The organism is Pectobacterium polonicum (assembly GCF_005497185.1).
In the GTDB taxonomy this organism is placed as follows: Bacteria; Pseudomonadota; Gammaproteobacteria; order Enterobacterales; family Enterobacteriaceae; genus Pectobacterium; species Pectobacterium polonicum.
Genome location: NZ_RJTN01000007.1, coordinates 1 through 19,209, shown reverse-complemented (window position 1 = coordinate 19,209; position 19,209 = coordinate 1). Strand labels below are relative to the sequence as shown.

Below are 19,209 nucleotides of genomic sequence, written 5' to 3'. Positions count from 1 at the left end.
TCAAAAGTTAAGCGCGGTTGGCTAACTCTGCTTTATGCTTTTTCTCATTCAGCATAACAACAATCAGCAGAAGTACAGCCATAATGCTGCCGCCGATCATCACCATGAAGCCGCCGTCCCAACCGAAGAAGTCAACGGTATAGCCAACGATAGCGCTGGCGGCAACGGAGCCACCGAGGTAGCCGAACAGGCCAGTGAAGCCCGCTGCGGTGCCAGCTGCTTTCTTCGGTGCCAATTCCAGCGCGTGCAGGCCAATCAGCATAACCGGTCCGTAAATCAGGAAGCCGATGATGATCATACACGCCATGTCCACACCCGGATTGCCGGCTGGGTTCATCCAGTAAACGATGGTTGCTATCGTGACGAGCGCCATAAAGAACACGCCTGTTGCACCACGGTTGCCTTTGAAGACCTTATCAGACATCCAGCCGCACAGCAGCGTGCCCGGAATACCCGCGTATTCGTACAGGAAGTAAGCCCAGGAAGACTTATCCAGCGCGAAGTGCTTCACTTCCTTCAGGTAAGTGGGTGACCAGTCGAGTATGCCGTAACGCAGCAGGTAAACGAAGACGTTGGCGATAGCGATGTACCACAGCAGTTTGTTCGGGAAAACGTACTGCATGAAAATCTGCTTAGCCGTCAGTTCTTCTTCATCTTTTTCATTGTAATCAACCGGATAGTCGTTTTTGTACTCTTCGACTGGCGGTAGACCACAGGATTGCGGGGTATCACGCATTAAGGCAAATGCGATTAGTGCAACCAGAATCGCGGCGAAGGCTGGCATGTAGAGTGCGGCTTTCCAGTCGTTAAACCAGGCCATACCCAGCAGGAACAGCAGAGGTGGAAGTCCGCCGCCGACGTTGTGAGCACAGTTCCATACTGACACAATGCCGCCACGTTCTTTCTGCGACCACCAGTGAACCATGGTGCGCCCGCACGGTGGCCAGCCCATTCCCTGGAACCAGCCACACAGGAACAGCAGGACGAACATAATTGCGATGCTTGATGTTGCCCACGGCACGAAGCCCATGAATAGCATCACGGCAGCCGCCAGAATCAGACCGGCAGGCAGGAAAACCCGTGGGTTGGAACGGTCAGATACCGAACCCATGATGAATTTGGAAAATCCGTAGGCGATGGAGATACCGGACAGCGCAAAGCCAAGATCGCCGCGCGAGAAGCCCTGCTCAATCAGGTAAGGCATTGCCAGGGTGAAGTTTTTGCGTACCAGATAGTAGGCGGCGTAGCCAAAAAAGATCCCCATGAAAATCTGCCAGCGTAGGCGGCGATAGAGGGGATCGACACGATCCTGAGACACGCGTGGCTGGTGGGCTGCGGGCCTAAAAATACTCAGCATAGATATCTCCAATGCGAAAAAAAACGATAGCTTTTTTGTTCTATTACGAACGTTATTGTAAGGGGATAGCGTGCAAATGAGTGTGATTCATGACGCTAATGTTACACTTTTATGAAACTGTGACGATTTTTGCGCTCATGTTAACAGAATCGGAAAATTCCACAGTGTGGTTTTAGTGATGTAAATCACACTTATTGTTTTTAAACTCTCATTTATTTTCGTTTAGTGTTCGTTTTTGCTCTTTATCAAACATTAACCCTTCTTTTTGTGTCCCAATAGCAACATATATACCCTCTATATCCTCCGCCTGGAGCGAGAATATGATGCAAAACACTGGGAACTGGCGTGAAACTGACGTGGTTGTCATCGGCGGTGGTGCGACGGGGGCGGGTACGGCACGGGATTGTGCCCTGCGTGGGCTGCGCTGCCTGTTGCTTGAACGCTATGATATTGCGACCGGTGCGACCGGGCGTAATCATGGCTTATTACACAGCGGTGCCCGCTATGCGGTAACCGATGGTGAATCTGCCCGCGAATGTATTGAAGAGAACCAGATTCTCCGGCGGATCGCTCGCCATTGTATTGAACCTACCGATGGTCTGTTTATCACCTTGCCGGAAGATGACCTCGGCTGGCAGACGCAATTCATTACCGCTTGCCAGCAGGCGGGGATTCGCGCACAGGCGATAGACCCGCAGGAAGCGCTGAGGCTTGAGCCGGCGGCAAACCCTACATTGATTGGTGCGGTTCGCGTGCCGGATGGCTCTGTCGATCCTTTTCGCCTGACGGCGGCCAACATGATTGATGCCTGCGAGCATGGCGCGGAAGTCCTAACCTATCATGAAGTTATCGGGCTGATTCGTCAGGGCGATCGAATTACCGGCGTGCGCGTTTTCGACCACAAAAAAGGTGTAGAAACAGAAATCTATGCGCAGGTGGTGGTTAATGCTGGCGGTATCTGGGGACAACATATTGCGGAATATGCCGATCTGCGTGTGCGCATGTTCCCGGCAAAAGGCGCGCTGTTGATTCTTGGGCACCGTATCAACAACATGGTGATCAACCGCTGCCGTAAACCGGCGGATGCCGACATTTTGGTGCCGGGTGATACCATTTCGCTGATTGGCACCACCTCAACTCACATCGACTACGATCAGATCGACACTATGCTGGTGACGCCTGCTGAAGTGGAAACGCTGATGCGGGAAGGCTCGCTGTTGGCACCGTCGCTGGCAAGCACGCGAATTCTCCGCGCCTATGCGGGCGTTCGCCCGCTGGTTGCCAACGATGGTGACCCTAGCGGGCGTAGCGTGAGTCGCGGCATTGTGCTGCTCGACCATGCCAGCCGCGACGGGCTGGAAGGATTTATTACCATTACTGGCGGCAAGCTGATGACCTATCGGCTGATGGCGGAATGGGTGACGGACGCTATCTGCAAAAAGCTAGGCCATGACGTCGCGTGTTCAACGGCGCAGACGCCGCTGCCCGGTTCAGAATCGCTGGAAGAGGTGAGAACTGCCCCCCATGCCCTGTCCGCTTACCCTGCGGCAAAACCGCTCTCTGCGCCACTGCGCGGTTCGGCGATTTATCGCCACGGTGAGCGCGCCGGGCGAATGCTGTCCGGTGAACGTTTGGACCGCAGTCTGGTGTGCGAATGCGAGGCGGTGACGGCGGGAGAAGTGCGCTACGCCGTGGAATCGTTGCAGGTAAATAACCTGATTGATTTGCGTCGGCGTACTCGTGTTGGCATGGGTACCTGTCAGGGGGAGCTGTGCGCCTGCCGCGCGGCAGGTCTGTTATGCCGCTTGGGAACCGCGACGCCAGAGCAGTCGCTTACGCAGCTCAGCCAGTTTTTGAACGAACGTTGGAAAGGCATTCGCCCCATCGCATGGGGTAATGCGCTACGCGAAAGCGAGTTTACCAACTGGATTTATCAGGGACTGTGCGGCCTGACGGCCAGCGACAGTCAGGAGGATCGCCATGCGCTATGACGTTGTGATTATCGGCGGTGGGCTGGCGGGGCTGACCTGCGGTATCCGCCTGGCGGAGCAGGGAAAACGCTGCGCGATTGTCAGCGCTGGGCAGAATGCGCTGCATTTTTCTTCCGGTGCGCTGGATTTACTTTCCCATCTTCCTGACGGGCAGCCCGTGAGCCAGCCGCTTGAGGCACTGGATGCGCTAACGCGTCAGGCTCCTCATCACCCGTATTCCCGTATGGGGGCGGCAGCGGTTGCCGCACTGTTGCCACAGGTTGAGGCGTTGCTGGAGCGCAGCAACATCTCTCTGTTGGGCAACCATCAGCAGAACCACTGGCGCATGACGCCGCTAGGTAAGTTTCGTGCGTGCTGGCTAAGTCCGGTGGATGGCGTCACGCGTGGTCTGCCGGCGTCCCGCTTTGGCGACAATCCGCTGATTGCGGGTATCGAAGGTTTTTTGGATTTTCAATCTCGTATTGTGGCCGGCACGCTTCAGACGCAGGGTATTGCGGCACGCAGCGATGAGCTTAAGCTGCCGGTGCTGGATCGGCTACGCCAGAACCCCAGCGAATTCCGCGCGGTAAATATCGCCCGCGTGCTGGATCGGCCGGAAAACCGATCGGCGCTGGTGGAAGAGCTGTCGCTTCTGGCTAACGGTAACGATGCCATCATCATGCCTGCCTGTCTGGGATTAGACAGCCCGGAGATCGTGCGTGAACTCGCTGATGCGTTAGGTAAACCGGTGCTGCTGTTGCCGACCTTACCGCCGTCAGTACTCGGGTTACGCCTGCATCAGGCGCTGTCGCAGCGCTTTCGCCAGTTGGGTGGCATGGTGATGCCGGGCGATCGCGCGGTGCACGCCTCGCTGTCTCCACAGGAGATTGCCGTTCATAGCCACCATCACCGTGATATTCCGCTACGGGCGAAGTACGCGGTGCTGGCGAGCGGCAGCTTCTTCAGCAACGGGTTGGTGACACAGTTCGATCGGGTGACAGAGCCGGTCTTTGGGCTGGACGTTCGGTTTGCTGAGCAGCGCGAGGGCTGGAGCCAGCAGGATGTGTTTGCGCCACAGCCTTATATGCAATTTGGTGTGATTGTCGATGAACACCTGCATCCGCGTATCGGGGGAGAAACGGTCAACAATCTGTATGCGATTGGTGCGGTGTTGGAAGGGTTCGACCCTATTGTACAGGGATGCGGAGCGGGGGTTTCCTTGCTCAGTGCGCTTCATGTTGCCGAACAGATGTTGAAGGAGGGCAACCCATGAGCCTGCTTAGCGATAACAGTTTTGAAGATTGCATCAAGTGTACGGTCTGTACCACGTACTGTCCGGTTTCGCGTGTGAATCCGCTTTATCCTGGCCCGAAACAGGCTGGGCCGGACGGTGAACGTCTGCGGCGTAAAGATCCGGCGCTGTATGATGATGCACTGAAATACTGCACTAACTGCAAACGCTGTGAGGTGGCATGTCCGTCGGATGTCAAAATTGGCGACATCATTCAGCGTGCGAAAGCGACGCACAGCAGCCACAAGCCGACATTGCGTGACGCGATTCTGAGTCATACCGACCTCATGGGGTCGATTGCCACGCCGTTTGCGCCGCTGGTTAATACGGCTACCAGCCTGAAGCCCGTGCGCCAACTGCTGGATAAAGCGTTGAAAATTGACCATCGTCGCCAACTGCCGAAATATTCGTTCGGTACTTTTCGACGCTGGTATCGTCAGCAGGCGGCAAAGCAGCAGACCTATGATGAACAGATCGCTTACTTCCACGGCTGCTATGTGAACTACAACCATCCACAGTTGGGTAAAGATCTGGTTCAGGTCTTTAACGCGATGGGCATTGGCGTCCAGTTGCTGAATAAAGAGAAATGCTGCGGTGTGCCGCTGATCGCCAATGGTTTTCATGACAAGGCTAGAAAACAAGCGCATGCGAATATCAAATCACTGGATGAGGCGATTAATCATAAATCCCTGCCGGTGGTCGCGACGTCATCCAGCTGTACGTTCACGCTGCGGGATGAATACCCGCATCTGCTGGGTGTGGATAACAGCCACGTGCGTGATGGCGTCGAACTGGTGACGCGTCAGCTTTATCGCCTGTTGGAAGAAGGGCGAACGCTGCCGCTGGGTAAATTGCCGCTGCGGGTGGCGTATCACACGCCCTGCCATCTGGAGAGGATGGGCTGGACGGCGTATACCCTAGCGCTATTGCAACGCATCCCCGGTCTTGAGCTGGTGATGTTGGATTCCCAGTGCTGCGGCATTGCGGGTACCTACGGTTTTAAAAAAGAGAATTACGCCACGTCGCAAGGTATTGGCGCTCCGCTGTTCCAGCAGATTGAAGAGAGCGGCGTCGATATCGTGGTGACGGACTGCGAAACTTGTAAATGGCAGATTGAGATGTCGACCAGCAAAAAGTGCGAACACCCGATCACCTTGCTGGCAAGGGCATTGGCGCAGCCAGAGTAGCAAACAGAAGGGGAGCAAAACGGGCTGTTCCGCAGTCCGTATTGAGAATAAGAATTTATCGCAAAAAGCACTTTACAACTGCGAATGATAATGATTATTATTGCTGTGCGTTCCGGGGAACGGTGTCATGTACCTGTGTTAGTGGTGTTTATGACGATCTGGCTTCCCTGTGAAGGCACGACATTGCTCACATTGCTTCCAGTATTATTTAGCCAGCTCGGGTGCTGGCTTTTTTTTTGCCTACTGTCCGCTCCTGAACGACTCTGTCTCCGATCTTCCGCACATTTTCTCCCTGATTCCATAGCGATAAGCCATTCTCTGGCGCTTAACCGATGCGTTGCACATCACTCTCTGGCCAGCCGCATTTAGGATGCGAAGACGATCACAACAAAGTAAAAACGATGTTTCATTTTCTCTTTATAGAGCAGATAGTTATTAGTGTTTAATTAATTATTAGTGTCTAGTGTCTAAAAATTAACGGACACTATCCTGCTCACCACGGTGGAATCCGCTCATGGCTTTGTCCGCGAAAGATAAATTATTCCAAAACATCACCACGCACTATGCCAGCAATACCCATGGATTCACGGCGCTGGATTGTGCCGGTTTTATTCAGGTAAGCCGTAGCGTTATCAGTCATTACCTTAATCGCCTGTGTGATGAGGGCAAACTCCATAAGAAGAATACTCGCCCTGTCCGTTTTTATATTGATACCCGCCCGCAAACCCCGCCAGATACGGCTATACCGCTCAAGCATGATGATATTTTTAGCGAACTCATTGGCGCTACAGGAAGTTTGCAGAAAGCCATCTCTTCTTGCCGTTCTGCGGTAAATTATCCTGGCCGGGGGCTACCGATATTGCTCTCTGGAGAAAGTGGCGTCGGGAAAAGCCACCTGGCGGCGATGATTCATCGCTATGCGCAGGATCGCGGCATTGTTGCCTTGGATAAGCCACTGGTCGAGCTGAACTGTGCCGATTATGCCAATAATCCTGAACTGCTGTCTGCAACGCTGTTTGGCTATATCAAAGGGGCATTTACCGGGGCCGATCGGGATCAAAAAGGTGCCTTTGATGATGCTGACGGCAGTTTTCTGTTTCTTGATGAAGTACATCGCTTATCGGCGGAAAATCAGGAAAAACTCTTTTTATTTATGGATAAAGGTTACTTCTATCGTCTGGGAGATAACCGCACTCGCCACTTGGCCGCTATCCGTTTTATTTTTGCTACGACGGAAAATGTCGATACCGTGTTGTTGAATACTTTTCGCCGGCGTATTCCCGTTCGTATTGCGTTACCCAATTTTATTTCCCGGCCACTCACAGAGCGCGTTGCCCAAGTCGAGTATTTTTTACGTCGCGAGGCGCGCGATCTGAATCGTGATATTCATATGGATAGCCTGTTGATGCACCAGTTGGTGGCTTCTCCTATCCGAGGCAATATTGGCGAATTGAAAAACCAAATCAGAGTGATGTGTGCCAGTGCATGGAGTGAAAGCCAGCATTCAGAATATATTGCATTACCGTCCCTCCAGCCCGGTAAAGTGAATGGCGATACGCTGGTGTTCTCCGTGCGGAAACCTTCAACTTCTCTCGATATTTCATCGTTATTGCCAAAAGCGATGCGGGATGACGTGATATTCAAAGAGTTTTGCCATAGCGGTAATACCCTACTGTTAAATCGCAAGCTCGAACAGTTGCTCACCACGCTTAACTGCACCGTTCAGAAAGATGAACTCTACAGCGGCTATATCTGGCAAAACACGATGCGAGCCATTAATGAGTTGGAAAATCAAACGGGTATCGAATGTAATGCAGACTATCGAAAAACGGTTTGGCTCTGCCTGCATTACGCCATGAATAATGCCTGTGAAGAGCAACACATCAATGAACTTACGTCCATTACCGATTACGTTTCGGCAAAAGCCAGGCTGTTGGCACTTGAATGTATGTCCTTGCTGAAAAAACAGGTGACAAATACCGATTATCCTTTGCTGATGCCGCTGCTGAGCTGTGCCATGAACAAATTATCCGGCGATGATGATTTGATTCAGGGCGTTATTGTTTCCCACGGTCGCTCCACCGCTTCCAGTATTGCAGGGATTGCAAACCAACTAACGGGGGGATACTACTTTAAAGCGTTTGATATGCCCAATTCGACCTCGACACGAGAGATCATTGATATGTTGATTGCTCACCTGGATAGCATCAAACAGCGTGCGGGGTTGATTATATTGGTCGATATGGGATCGCTGAAAGAAATCTATGAAGAGATAAAATTGCATCTTCATGGTGAGTTATTAGTCATTAATAATGTCAGTACGGCAATGGCATTAGATATTGCGTCTAAGATTCAGCATCGATTATCAATGGAAGAGATAATCGATGGCGTGAAAGGTGCCTATGAGGTCGAGACAAGGTATTACGCGGGGATGCTTCCCGGCAATAAAATTATCATTTCATGCATATCTGGTGAGGGGATATCCAGAAAGCTGAGAGATATTGTATTACGCTATCTGGCTTCTGACACAATAGATATCGTCACAATGGAATATGATGATTTGAAATATAAGCTGTCACAGGCCGATCCGGCATTAAATGGCACACGGCTCGTGATTACCACGACTGCGCTTGATGCAGGGTATATCCCGATTATTAGCGTTGAGCAATTAATAAAAGAGAAATTCGACATCTTGCATCGGGACTATTTTACCGATCTGCTTGTTTCCGGTGGAATGGAGCCGATGATTGATGAAGTGGTTAAGTTATTTACGGTAGAAGGCGTTGCCGGGCGTCTTAATTTCCTTAATCCGGTGATTATTATTGATGAAGTGGAAGCCGTGATTAAGCAGTATGAATTCTTCTACAAAATTCATTTTGAAAGCTATTTACGCATTAATCTTTTTATGCACATTGCACTGATGATTGAACGGGTTATGGTCAATACCGGCATGTGTCACCGCGATGACTCCGCACTAACGTCTGAACAGCAGGCGTTTGTCGAGGTTCACGATACATTTTTTCAGGTACTGAACCGTAAATACCATATTGCCATTCCATTGACAGAAGTGCTGATGATTTATGAAATCATGGAGCCCTGGATTTCTTCAGACCCAGCGCTGTCATGATCGGTGTTGGCTAATCAGCCCACACTGCCTTTCGACACTCGGTGAGATGCCACACTAGACAGTCTTTTTCAGCGTCTAATAAACGAATAAAACCAAATAAAAACAGGTAGATAATTCGACGGCATAGTTATTGCTTTCTTGTTTAAGCAAGAAGCGCGTCAGCGATCGTCATCAAGCAGCTTTGATGCGGACGTTGCCGCAATAACAAAGAAGAAGCCAAACCGTCTAATGCCGATCGTTTAAGCATCGAGATACACGGAGCGACCACAGGGCGAGGTGTCCCTGCGGGAACCTCCCTCTGTGTTTCCCCTAATAACAGGCTTAAGTGACCAGTATTAGCAAAACCGTCTTCTTTTCATCACTCCAGTGGGGATAGGTTATGTCGTATTACGCCGCAGGTTTCACCTGTCAGCCCGAAAAATTTGATCAGATATACACTTCGTCAGTTAGGGAAAAATTATCATCATTGTGTCATTTACATCCCAACGTGATTACCCCTGCGACGTTTGAGCAAGAATTACCTGCACTAAAAAATGTGGAGGTCATTTTTTCCACTTGGGGAATGTTAACGTTAAGTGAGGCGCAACTAGACCAATTACCGAAGTTGAAAATTATTTTTTATGCCGCAGGAGCAACGGACTATTTCTCCGCCCCTTTTATTGCTCGGGGAATAAAAATAGTCAGCGCCTGGAAGGCCAATGCTGTTCCTGTCGCGGAATTCTGCCTCGCACAAATCCTTTTGGCATGTAAAGGCTATTTCCATAATCTGCGTAACTATAATCGGCCTGAAGATTTTCATTCTATTACAGCTGATTATCCTGCTCCGGGCATTTACGGTGAGCGCATCGCGTTGATTGGTGCCGGAGCCATATCCCAGGTGCTCACTGAATTACTGGCGCCTTTTGCGTTGGAGGTAGTGACTATCCCTTCACGGCAGGAAAGACGGGATATCTCTTTGGAAGCGGCATTTAGCACATCCTTTGTTGTCAGTAATCACCTTCCTAACCGCCCCGATAATATTGGCGTGCTGAATGGCGATCTGTTCCGGCTTATGCGCCCCGGTGCGGTATTCATTAACACAGGACGGGGATTACAGGTTAATGAAAAAGATCTCATTGACGTATTCAGCGAACGTACAGATTTAACGGCACTGTTGGATGTGACGAAACCCGAACCGCCATTGCCGGGCTCACCGCTTTATGACATGCCGAATGTGTTACTGACCAGCCATATTGCCGGCGCACTCAATAATGAAACACGGCGACTGGCAGACTGCGTAGTCGAAGAATTCCAACGCTGGATAAATGGTGTGCCGCTGAATGATGAAATTACGGGAAAGGCGTGAAATGCGAATTTTTCATTTCTCTGTTTTCTCGTTTCTTAATTTTTTGTGGATGATGCTGTGCTGGCATAAATACGCTGGCACCGCGTTTCGACACATCGCGTTATATCGATCTGGACAGTATTTTTAGCGTCTAATAGAGATAATAAAACTCAATAAAAACAAATAAATATAGAGATGGCATGCTAAGTGCATTAATGCCGTCAGTTGCTGTAAATAAATTAAGGAACGCGTTATGCGAGAAATTTATATCGCCAGCCATGGCCGATACGCCGAAGGGACGGTATCGGCCCTGAATTTACTGATTGGCGAAGATCATGCGATTCAACCTATTTGCGCCTATTGCGGCGATATTGGTTCTACTGCTGAACTGGCTGAACGTTTTATTGAGATTGCGCAGGAATCGGCGCGGCGTGGCAATGAGCTGGTTATTTTTACCGATATGCAGGGAGGTAGCGTCAATAATACCGCGGTGCAATTGATGGTGAAATATCCACATATGCACGTGATTAGCGGTGCCAATCTAATCATGCTGATGGCGTTTTGCCTGTCTGAAAGCAGTGATACTGCGGCGCGAGTACACGAGGCCATCACGATGGCGACAGAAGGTATGCAGTACATGAATACCGTCCCCGCGCTTCAGGCGGCACGCGAAGCGAATTTTACCTCTGAGCAGGATGGCTCCGACGATTTCTTTACTACGGAGCTATCGCAATGACGATCATTCTTGAGTCATTAGATACACGTTACGAGGCATATCAGCCCCCCCTTTCTCAGGTATGGCTCAACGATGCCATTCAGGATGTTTTAAAAAGGCTGGACGAGATGTTGCCGCGCTTTAGCCACACGTTTCCTGCTGCCAGTGCCAGCGAGGGTCGCTATCCGGCGGTTGAGAAGGTCGATTGGACGGAAGGATTCTGGACCGGCATGTTGTGGTTGGCCTGGGAGGTTACTGGAGATGATAAGTATCGTCAGGTGGCGGAAGGGTTGCTGGATAGCTTTGAAACGCGTCTGGATAACAGAATCAAGGTCGATACCCACGATTTAGGATTCTTGTATCTGTTGTCCTGCGTGAATGCCTGGCGTCTCACCGGCAATGAACGTGCTCGTTCACTTGCGCTACGTGCTGCTGAACTGCTTTATCAGCGCTATAACGAAACTGCGGGAGTGATTCAGGCATGGGGCGATCTCAGCGATCCGGCACGTCAAGGGCGCATGATTATTGATTGCAACCTGAATGTCCCTCTCTTGTTTTGGGCCGCTAACGAAACGGGAAAGGCTCACTATCGGCAGGCCGCACAGCGCCACCTCGCGTTGGCGGCGCGCCATTTGGTCAGAAACGATGCCTCAACGTTCCATACGTTTTATATGGATATCCACACTGGCCGCCCGCTGCGTGGCGATACCCATCAGGGATTTAGCGATGATTCCTGCTGGGCTCGCGGCCAGGCTTGGGGGATTTATGGCTTTGCGTTGGGCTTTAACTATACCGGTGATGTTGAGCTGCCTGAGCTGTCCCGCAAGCTGACTCACTACTTTCTCAATCGGCTGCCGGAAGATTACGTCTGCTATTGGGATCTCATCTTCACGCCGCAGGATAACGCATTTCGTGACACCTCTGCGTCCGCCATTGCGGTATGCGGGATGGCGGAACTGCTCAAGCAGTTGCCGATTACCGATCCGCTGCGTCCCGCCTATCACCATGCCATCACGCTGATCGCGCAGAATTTGCGCCAGCACTATTTTGCGCGTCACTCAGACGGGTTGCTGCGCGAAGGTGTTTATAACTTTGGCCGCAACATGGGGATTAACGAGCCCAATCTTTGGGGCGATTACTTTTGGTTCGAAGCCCTGATTCGCCTTACCCGAATCTGGACCCCCTACTGGTAAATTCTAATAACAGGAGTAACACCATGATTTCGCTTATTCGTATTGACGATCGTCTGATTCACGGGCAGGTCGCCGTGGTCTGGACAAAACACCTCGGTGTGAATCGCATTCTGGTTGCGAACGATCAGATTGTGAATAACGACGTCCAAAAGATGTCGCTACGCATGGCCGCCCCGGATACGGCTAAATGCGCCATTATGACGGTAGCCGATGCTGTTGATGTACTAAATGACGTCCGCTCCGACAGCATGAAAATTCTGATCATCATTAATAACGTCGCCGATGCCCGACGCCTGATTGAACAGGTTCCTGCGATAAAAACGTTAAACGTTGCGAACTATGGGCGTATTACCGACAACCTGGCGGCAAAAAAGAGAATCAGCGATACCGTTTATGTCACCCCGGAAGACGTAGCTGATTTTCATGCGATAGCCGAACGTGGCGTGGCGGTGGAGTATCAGGTCTTACCTTCACACCCGATAAAAAACCTGATTGAGATGCTGGATAGCGCTCATTAAGCGAGGTCATCATGTTAACAACAGCACTTCTTATTGCGTTGGTGATGTATATCGCCAAATTTGCCGACCATACGCTGGGGCAGCCACTGATTGAACGCCCGCTGGTGTGTGGCGCAATGGTCGGGTTCGTTCTGGGCGACTTCCAGCAAGGGATTATTATTGGTGCCGCGCTGGAACTCATTTTCCTTGGCACCATCACCATCGGCGGTTCGGTGCCTGCCGACTTGGCGGTCGGTTCGGTTCTGGCTACCGCGTTTACCATTTTAACGAACGCAGAGCCTGCCGTCGCCGTGGCGCTGGCATTACCGATTAGCTTGCTGGCGGTTTTTGTCTATCAGGTTGAGAAGCTGGTTTATACCGGTTTGGTCGAGAAATATGACGCTTTGCTTGAAAAAGGTAAGGATCGCGCAGCGCTCGGTATGACGCTGGGGATGACCCTGTTTTACGGTGTACCGTTTGCGGTGATCGCGTTCTTTGGCGTGCTGTATGGCACAGATGTCATCCGTAGTCTGGTGGAAAGTATCCCCAGTACTGTCATGCGCGGTATGACTGCGGTGGGCGGCATGCTTCCCGCTCTGGGCTTTGCCATTCTGCTTCAGGCTCTGTGGAACCGTAATATTGCCGCGTTCTTCTTTATCGGGTTTGCCATGGCGGCCTACTTAAAGCTGCCGATTATGGGGATCGCGATTATTGCCGCTTCTGTCGCTGTTTACCTGTGTTTTAACGAGTTCAACCAGCTCAAAGCCAACAAACAGAATACTGCCGCTACTCCTACGGCTTCTGTAGACGATAAGGATGGGTTCTTTAATGACTGATATCCAAACAAACTCTGTCAGCGACACCAAGCATGTCAGCGCATATAACGATGACAAGAGCGAGAAAAAACTGTTTCGCCAGCTATTCTTCCGACAGTTTCAATTGTTGGGGTCAATGAACTTCACGCGCATGGAAGGACTGAGCTACGGCTGGGCGCTAGCGCCGATGCTGAAAAAGATTTACCCAGACCCGCATCGCTATCTTGATGCGTTGAAGCGTAACAGCCAGTTCTTTAACACCAATCAGCATTTGGCACCCTTCATTATGGGGTTGACGCTGTCGATGGAGAAAGAGAACGCCAGTAATCCTGACTTTGATAAATCCAGTATTAACGGTATCAAAGTTGCCCTGATGGGGCCGTTTGCGGGGGTGGGAGACTCTTTCTTCTACGGTGTGTTGCGTATCATCGCTACCGGGATTGCTATCGGGCTCGCTTCTCAGGGGAACCCGCTCGGCCCTCTGCTCTTCTTGCTGGTCTACAACATTCCAAGCTATCTGGTTCGCTACTATGGCGGGGTGATGGGGTATCGACTGGGGTCGAAATACATTGCGGAGGCGACCCAGTCAGGTCTGTTGGGATGTATTACCAAAGCCTCGTCGATTATGGGCCTGATGATGGTCGGCGCGATGAGTGCCAGTATGGTGAAGTTTACCGCGACCTATAACACTACCATCGCCGGACAGCCTTTTGTCTTGCAGGAGATCCTCGACAAGATATGCGTCGGCCTCATTCCGCTGCTGCTGGTATTGGGGTGTTTCAAGCTGCTCCAGAAGAAAGTCAGTCCTAATCGGGTGCTTATTCTGTTGATTGTTTTAGGCTTCGCTGCGGCGGGCGTTGGCATCATCTAAATCTCGCCTCCCTCATTCGAGGGAGGTGTGTCTTATTCTCTGGTGGAGCGGGAGCGTTGATATATGACGCTTTCGTTTGCTTCAGGAACGATAATGAGCAGGAAGGGCAATGGGATTTAAATTGCTGGCTATCGATCTGGATGGCACGTTGCTGACGTCACAAAAAGCAGTGACGCCAGCGACATGCAGAATATTGCAAGAGGCTCTGGAGATGGGCATCCACGTGGCGCTGGTTTCTGGACGGACGCTGCCCAGCGTATTGCAAGTCATGGAGCAGTTAGCATTAATTGGCCCTCGCTGCTGGGCTATCGCCTGCAATGGGGCGTTGATCTGGAGCCAGGAAAAATCCGTCATGATTAGCGCCTGTGTTCTGGAGCATGACGACATTCTGGCGTTGACACAGTTTGGCCGCAGTCTGAATCTGGAATGTTACCAAATTGAGGGGCAACAGTTGGTCGCCAGCAGGCCTGTTCTACCCGATGCGGGGGCCTTGCGGTATTGCCGTATGCCGGTAGTCAGCCTGCCCTCAGGCTGGGAAAGCCATTCGCGGCGACAGACGCCAAAAATGATGTTTATTGAGGGGCGAACCACGATTGATACCCTGACCGAGCGCATCTCCCCCTCTCTTTCCCGCCGCTATTATTTCGTGCGCAGCGAACCCAACTATTTTGAAGTCATGCAGCGCGGCGTTAACAAAGGGGCGGCCTGTCAGGCATTGGCTGCCCATCTCGCAATTTCTCCAGAGGCGATTCTGGCGATAGGCGATGAGGAAAACGATAGAGAGATGTTAGCGTTCGCCGGAACGGGGATCGCGATGGGTAATGCGGTGCCAAAGATTAAAGCGATTGCGGATTGGGTAACGACCAACAATGACCAGGAAGGTGTGGCTATTGCGCTGCAACGTTATGTTCTGCCAAACGCAAGCGCACGTTGAGAGTGCGCTCGCTCATCACGCTTTCCTACGGAAACACCTGTTCCATCAAAAGGCGTCAATATGAAAAAAATGTGTAACCCCATTCAGCATTATGCATGGGGCAGTAAAAGTGCGCTCACCGCGTTGTACTGTATCGACAATAAAGACCAGCTCCCGATGGCCGAGCTTTGGATGGGCGCGCACCCTAAAAGCAGTTCCCAGATTGTGGATGAAAATAATGATGTCGTTAGCCTGCATGACTGGCTTGCTCAGGATTTATCTGGCCGCTTAGGCCATCAGATCGCGCACCGCTTTGGTGAACTGCCTTTCCTGTTCAAAGTGCTGTGTGCGGAACAGCCGCTTTCCATTCAGGTGCATCCTGGTAAAACGGCGGCGGAGCAGGGCTTTGCCCGGGAAAACGCGGCTGGTATCCCGCTTTATGCTGCGGAACGAAACTATAAAGATGCCAACCATAAACCTGAATTGGTCTTTGCATTGACGCCGTTTAGCGCCATCAATGGTTTCAGACCGCTATCGGAGATCGCTGCATTGGTACAGCCTGTTCGCGATGCTCACCCGGCTATCGCAGCGTTCTTGCAGCAGCCTGATACTGTCGGTCTGGCTCGTCTGTTTACCGCGCTATTGGATATGACGGGGGAAAGGAAAACGCAGGCGCTGGAGAGGCTGCGGAAAGCGCTGGCCGAGCTAACCGGTGAACCCTGGGAGACGATCCGCACTATTGCACATGCCTACCCGTCAGATAATGGCCTCTTTTCGCCTTTACTGCTGAATGTGATAACGCTAAAACCGGGTGAGGCGATGTTTTTGTATGCGGAAACGCCCCATGCTTATCTGAACGGCGTGGCGTTAGAGGTGATGGCCAATTCGGATAATGTACTTCGAGCCGGGTTGACGCCTAAGCATATTGATACGTCCGAACTCATCGCAAATGTTCGCTTCGAGTCTTCCCCTGCCGATCGATTATTGACGATACCGAAACTCACCGATCATACGCTGAATTTCCCTATTCCCGTTGATGATTTCGCTTTTTCTGTACATCACCTTAGTGATGAACCTCAGTGCATTAAACAGAATAGTGCCGCGATTGTTTTTTGTATTGAAGGTGCGGCGCAACTACAGAGCGACGGCCAAAGGCTTAAGCTGGAACCGGGCGAATCCTGTTTTATCCCTGCCAATCACGCGCAGGTGGTGGCTCAGGGATGTGGGCGTTTGGCGCGTGTCTTCAATCTGTATCCGATGTGAATGTGACCCGCTTTGTTTACTGAGCGGGTCACAGTATTCGGGGGGGGGGGCAGAACATTGCCTAAATGGTACGTTTGCCCTTAAGCCAGAATTATGTAGTGTGGTTGCCTTTTTACACAGTAATCTTACTGTCTAATATCAACGAACTCTACGCGATGGCAACTTATCATCAATTTTTTATTGAGCCACATTTCCCATTAAGCATGTCAATATCGCCTATTATTTACTGGTAGTTATTCCCGCCTTATTTCATCCAGCACGCTGTGTTCCGCGCCAGTTTCGACAGGTTTTTTACTTCTGCTACGGACTCGCGTAAATTTCCGGAGGTTTACTGTGGTTACCGCCTTCCTGGAATTCTAATTATTCAAAATTTCTAGTCGGTTTGCTATTGAAAACAGAACGCCTATAGGGCGGTTTTACATTGTCTCCTTTGCGTAATGTGATCTATATAATATTTAGCGTCTTATTTTTTATTAAACACTAATTAATAAAAAAATAAACTTAAACACATGGCTGCAATCTATTGAATTTTAATTGATTTATTTTCTTGGCATACGTATTGCTATCTAATTGCTCACGAGATAAAAAAGGTATTAACATTATGAATAGAACATCACTGGCTATCGTCATCTCATCTTTGTTTATTTTTAATTCAGCTTTGGCTTCCGTCCCTGAGGCTCATGAGTTTCATGCCGTCAATTTTTTTACCCAAGATAATGTCGTTAAAGAAATAAATAAAAGCCATCCCCGGTTGTTGTTAAATGAAGGAGAGATAAGAAAAATCAGGGAGCAAGTTAAAACTGATGACAGCATGAAAAATCTGGTCAATGAAGTCGTAAGAAGGGCTGAAATTAGTATTAATCAGCCGATCATCGAGTACAAACTGAAAGGGCATGATGCTTCCCCATCGTTACTGGATACTTCACGAAAAGCCATCAAGATTATTTTAGATAATGCATTCGCCTGGAAAATAACTGGCGATGCACGTTTTGCACAAAAAGCGAAGACAACGCTGATTGCAGTATCTGATTTCCCAGACTGGAATGCGAAATCGCGTTTTCTTGATGCGGGCGAAATGATGTTTGCCGCCGCGATTGGCTACGACTGGCTTTATGACCAACTCTCTCCCGAAGAAGAAAAGAAAGTCAGGGAAGCATTGCTTGAGAAAGGCATTAACTGGGGATTAAAGGCATATGCCGAAAACGATCCTTCTGCCTCAAGTTTGGGATTCCCTTGGTGGGCAACCAATTGGAATGAAGTCTGTAATGGTGGGGTGCTCGCCGCAATCCTTGCGACAGGCGAGCATTATCCGCAGCAGGCACAAACGCTGCTGAACAATATTATACCCTCGCTAAAAATGGGGCTGGATGCTTACAAGCCGGATGGTGCGAGTGCGGAAGGCCCTATTTACTGGAGCTACGGTATGACGTATCGCATTATTGCGCAGGAAATGCTGCGAAGTGCATTTGGTCAGGATTATGGTTTATCGTCTGACGCCGTTCTGGAAAGAACGCCTTGGTATCGTTTTGCTATAGAAGGTTTCTCGGGTGAGGGTTTTAACTATGGTGATGCGGTAGAAGATCAGGGCTATACCCCGGCTTACGCATGGTTTGGCAATCGCTATAAACAAGATCTCATTATTAATGCTGCCAGAGGACAAATGCAGGAAGCGCTGGCGCGATCGGCGGCAGGGAAAGCGTGGGGAGAATTCGATCGCTTTCTGCCGTTATTTGCGCTGTGGTATCCGCAAGCGGTTAGTGTCAGTCGTGTAACGACACAAGATAATTTTTTGTTTCATGGACCATCAGCACTTTTTATTTATAAAAAGCGATTTTCAGATGGGGGAAATGTCTGGTTAGGCATTAAATCTGGTGACAATAAAGCGAATCATGCCCATCAAGACCTTGGCTCTTTTGTTTTGGAATATGATGGTATTCGTTGGGCCAATGATTTAGGGAAAGATTATTATAATCTTCCTGGCTATTTTGATAATGACGTTCGTCCATCTTATTACCGCGTTTCCGCACTAAGCCACAATACGATCACCTTCGATGGTAAAAACCAGGACCCTAAAGGCGTGGCAACATTAAACTGGGATGAGAAAAAATCTACGGTAACGGTAGATTTAACTCAGGCTTATCCTGATGTGGCGAAAAAAATAACCAGAAATTATCGACTGGATGGTCAAAAGATAACAATGAGTGATTCGATACAAGGTGCCTACAGAGAAATAAATTATCGTTGGGCTATGGTAACAACGGCTGAAATTAATATTAATGGCAATACGGCTTTACTAAAGAAGGATGGTAAAACAATCAAAGTGATAAAAAATGATGCGGAGGCTGAATTTAGCATTGTCTCAACGAAACCTGCGGATAGTCGGCAAAAAGATAATGCGGGAACCTCTATGCTGACCATACAAAAGGTTATTGCTGATAATGCTAATTATAAAATTGATGTAATTGTTGAAAAATAACTTTTGGGGATTGTTATGAAAAAATATCTTAACGCATTAGTTTTGACGAGTACGGTTATATTCACATCTTCAGTATTAGCGAATGACGTTACAATAAAAAAAGGTTCTGAAGATCAGGAAAAAGAGACTAAGCAGGAGAAAGAATATAAATACGTTCCTTTTTCGACAGCACAGTTTAATGCAAGAACGCAGTACCGTACCGGTAGTAAA

15 protein-coding genes are annotated in these 19,209 nt (G+C 49.9%); 14 read left to right on the top strand and 1 reads right to left on the bottom strand.

Annotated features, from left to right (window positions below; genetic code table 11):
- Positions 1-7 precede the first annotated feature (7 nt).
- Positions 8-1,357, bottom strand: a complete 1,350-nt coding sequence (gene glpT / locus EDI29_RS09690) for a glycerol-3-phosphate transporter (protein WP_137740732.1) — start codon at positions 1,355-1,357, stop codon at positions 8-10.
- A gap of 320 nt (positions 1,358-1,677) precedes the next feature.
- Between glpT and glpA the strand changes: the two genes are divergently transcribed.
- The 14 genes from glpA to EDI29_RS22900 all read left to right on the top strand — a co-directional run.
- The gene (glpA, locus tag EDI29_RS09685; RefSeq protein ID WP_167494495.1) at positions 1,678-3,348 is read left to right on the top strand and encodes an anaerobic glycerol-3-phosphate dehydrogenase subunit A; all 1,671 of its coding nucleotides are present in this window, start codon (positions 1,678-1,680) and stop codon (positions 3,346-3,348) included.
- Positions 3,338-4,600 (top strand): glycerol-3-phosphate dehydrogenase subunit GlpB, encoded by a 1,263-nt coding sequence (gene glpB, locus EDI29_RS09680; RefSeq protein WP_137740731.1) that lies wholly within the window; start codon positions 3,338-3,340, stop codon positions 4,598-4,600. The genes glpA and glpB overlap by 11 nt, the downstream gene beginning before the upstream one ends.
- Positions 4,597-5,805: an anaerobic glycerol-3-phosphate dehydrogenase subunit GlpC gene (glpC, locus tag EDI29_RS09675; RefSeq protein ID WP_137740730.1), complete on the top strand. Its 1,209-nt coding sequence runs from the start codon at positions 4,597-4,599 to the stop codon at positions 5,803-5,805. The genes glpB and glpC overlap by 4 nt, the downstream gene beginning before the upstream one ends.
- Positions 5,806-6,319: 514 nt before the next feature.
- On the top strand, positions 6,320-8,932 hold the full coding sequence (locus tag EDI29_RS09670) for a sigma 54-interacting transcriptional regulator (RefSeq protein ID WP_137740729.1): 2,613 nt from the start codon (positions 6,320-6,322) through the stop codon (positions 8,930-8,932).
- A gap of 379 nt (positions 8,933-9,311) precedes the next feature.
- Positions 9,312-10,277 carry a hydroxyacid dehydrogenase gene (locus EDI29_RS09665; RefSeq protein ID WP_137740728.1) on the top strand — a complete coding sequence of 322 codons (966 nt, stop codon included), beginning with the start codon at positions 9,312-9,314 and terminating at the stop codon, positions 10,275-10,277.
- Positions 10,278-10,509: 232 nt separating this feature from the next.
- Entirely contained in the window at positions 10,510-10,992 is a 483-nt protein-coding gene (locus EDI29_RS09660) for a PTS sugar transporter subunit IIA (protein ID WP_137740727.1), read from the top strand.
- Positions 10,989-12,164 (top strand): glycoside hydrolase family 88 protein, encoded by a 1,176-nt coding sequence (locus EDI29_RS09655; protein ID WP_137740726.1) that lies wholly within the window; start codon positions 10,989-10,991, stop codon positions 12,162-12,164. The genes EDI29_RS09660 and EDI29_RS09655 overlap by 4 nt, the downstream gene beginning before the upstream one ends.
- Positions 12,165-12,187: 23 nt before the next feature.
- The gene (locus EDI29_RS09650; RefSeq protein ID WP_137740725.1) at positions 12,188-12,682 is read left to right on the top strand and encodes a PTS sugar transporter subunit IIB; all 495 of its coding nucleotides are present in this window, start codon (positions 12,188-12,190) and stop codon (positions 12,680-12,682) included.
- 11 nt (positions 12,683-12,693) lie between these two features.
- Complete coding sequence (locus tag EDI29_RS09645; protein WP_137740724.1) at positions 12,694-13,497, top strand: PTS mannose/fructose/sorbose/N-acetylgalactosamine transporter subunit IIC; 804 nt, start codon at positions 12,694-12,696, stop codon at positions 13,495-13,497.
- Positions 13,490-14,347, top strand: a complete 858-nt coding sequence (locus EDI29_RS09640) for a PTS system mannose/fructose/sorbose family transporter subunit IID (RefSeq protein WP_137740723.1) — start codon at positions 13,490-13,492, stop codon at positions 14,345-14,347. The genes EDI29_RS09645 and EDI29_RS09640 overlap by 8 nt, the downstream gene beginning before the upstream one ends.
- Before the next feature lie 109 nt (positions 14,348-14,456).
- Positions 14,457-15,281, top strand: a complete 825-nt coding sequence (locus EDI29_RS09635; RefSeq protein WP_137740722.1) for a Cof-type HAD-IIB family hydrolase — start codon at positions 14,457-14,459, stop codon at positions 15,279-15,281.
- Between the two features lie 60 nt (positions 15,282-15,341).
- Positions 15,342-16,523, top strand: coding sequence for a mannose-6-phosphate isomerase (gene manA, locus EDI29_RS09630; protein ID WP_137740721.1), 1,182 nt, complete (start codon positions 15,342-15,344; stop codon positions 16,521-16,523).
- Between the two features lie 601 nt (positions 16,524-17,124).
- Positions 17,125-18,999, top strand: a complete 1,875-nt coding sequence (locus tag EDI29_RS09625; RefSeq protein ID WP_137740720.1) for a heparinase II/III domain-containing protein — start codon at positions 17,125-17,127, stop codon at positions 18,997-18,999.
- Between the two features lie 15 nt (positions 19,000-19,014).
- The coding region (locus EDI29_RS22900) for a hypothetical protein (RefSeq protein WP_206664360.1) at positions 19,015-19,209 on the top strand (195 nt) is incomplete at its 3' end.

What these genes read in the sequence shown, in the direction of transcription:
- glpA (WP_167494495.1), top strand. Translation starts at nt 1,678, where the DNA reads ATGATGCAAAACACTGGGAACTGGCGTGAAACTGACGTGGTTGTCATC.
- EDI29_RS09650 (WP_137740725.1), top strand. Translation starts at nt 12,188, where the DNA reads ATGATTTCGCTTATTCGTATTGACGATCGTCTGATTCACGGGCAGGTC.
- manA (WP_137740721.1), top strand. Translation starts at nt 15,342, where the DNA reads ATGAAAAAAATGTGTAACCCCATTCAGCATTATGCATGGGGCAGTAAA.
- EDI29_RS09625 (WP_137740720.1), top strand. Translation starts at nt 17,125, where the DNA reads ATGAATAGAACATCACTGGCTATCGTCATCTCATCTTTGTTTATTTTT.
- EDI29_RS09655 (WP_137740726.1), top strand. Translation starts at nt 10,989, where the DNA reads ATGACGATCATTCTTGAGTCATTAGATACACGTTACGAGGCATATCAG.
- EDI29_RS09645 (WP_137740724.1), top strand. Translation starts at nt 12,694, where the DNA reads ATGTTAACAACAGCACTTCTTATTGCGTTGGTGATGTATATCGCCAAA.
- EDI29_RS09660 (WP_137740727.1), top strand. Translation starts at nt 10,510, where the DNA reads ATGCGAGAAATTTATATCGCCAGCCATGGCCGATACGCCGAAGGGACG.
- glpC (WP_137740730.1), top strand. Translation starts at nt 4,597, where the DNA reads ATGAGCCTGCTTAGCGATAACAGTTTTGAAGATTGCATCAAGTGTACG.
- EDI29_RS09670 (WP_137740729.1), top strand. Translation starts at nt 6,320, where the DNA reads ATGGCTTTGTCCGCGAAAGATAAATTATTCCAAAACATCACCACGCAC.
- glpB (WP_137740731.1), top strand. Translation starts at nt 3,338, where the DNA reads ATGCGCTATGACGTTGTGATTATCGGCGGTGGGCTGGCGGGGCTGACC.
- glpT (WP_137740732.1), bottom strand. Translation starts at nt 1,357, where the DNA reads ATGCTGAGTATTTTTAGGCCCGCAGCCCACCAGCCACGCGTGTCTCAG.
- EDI29_RS09665 (WP_137740728.1), top strand. Translation starts at nt 9,312, where the DNA reads ATGTCGTATTACGCCGCAGGTTTCACCTGTCAGCCCGAAAAATTTGAT.
- EDI29_RS09640 (WP_137740723.1), top strand. Translation starts at nt 13,490, where the DNA reads ATGACTGATATCCAAACAAACTCTGTCAGCGACACCAAGCATGTCAGC.
- EDI29_RS09635 (WP_137740722.1), top strand. Translation starts at nt 14,457, where the DNA reads ATGGGATTTAAATTGCTGGCTATCGATCTGGATGGCACGTTGCTGACG.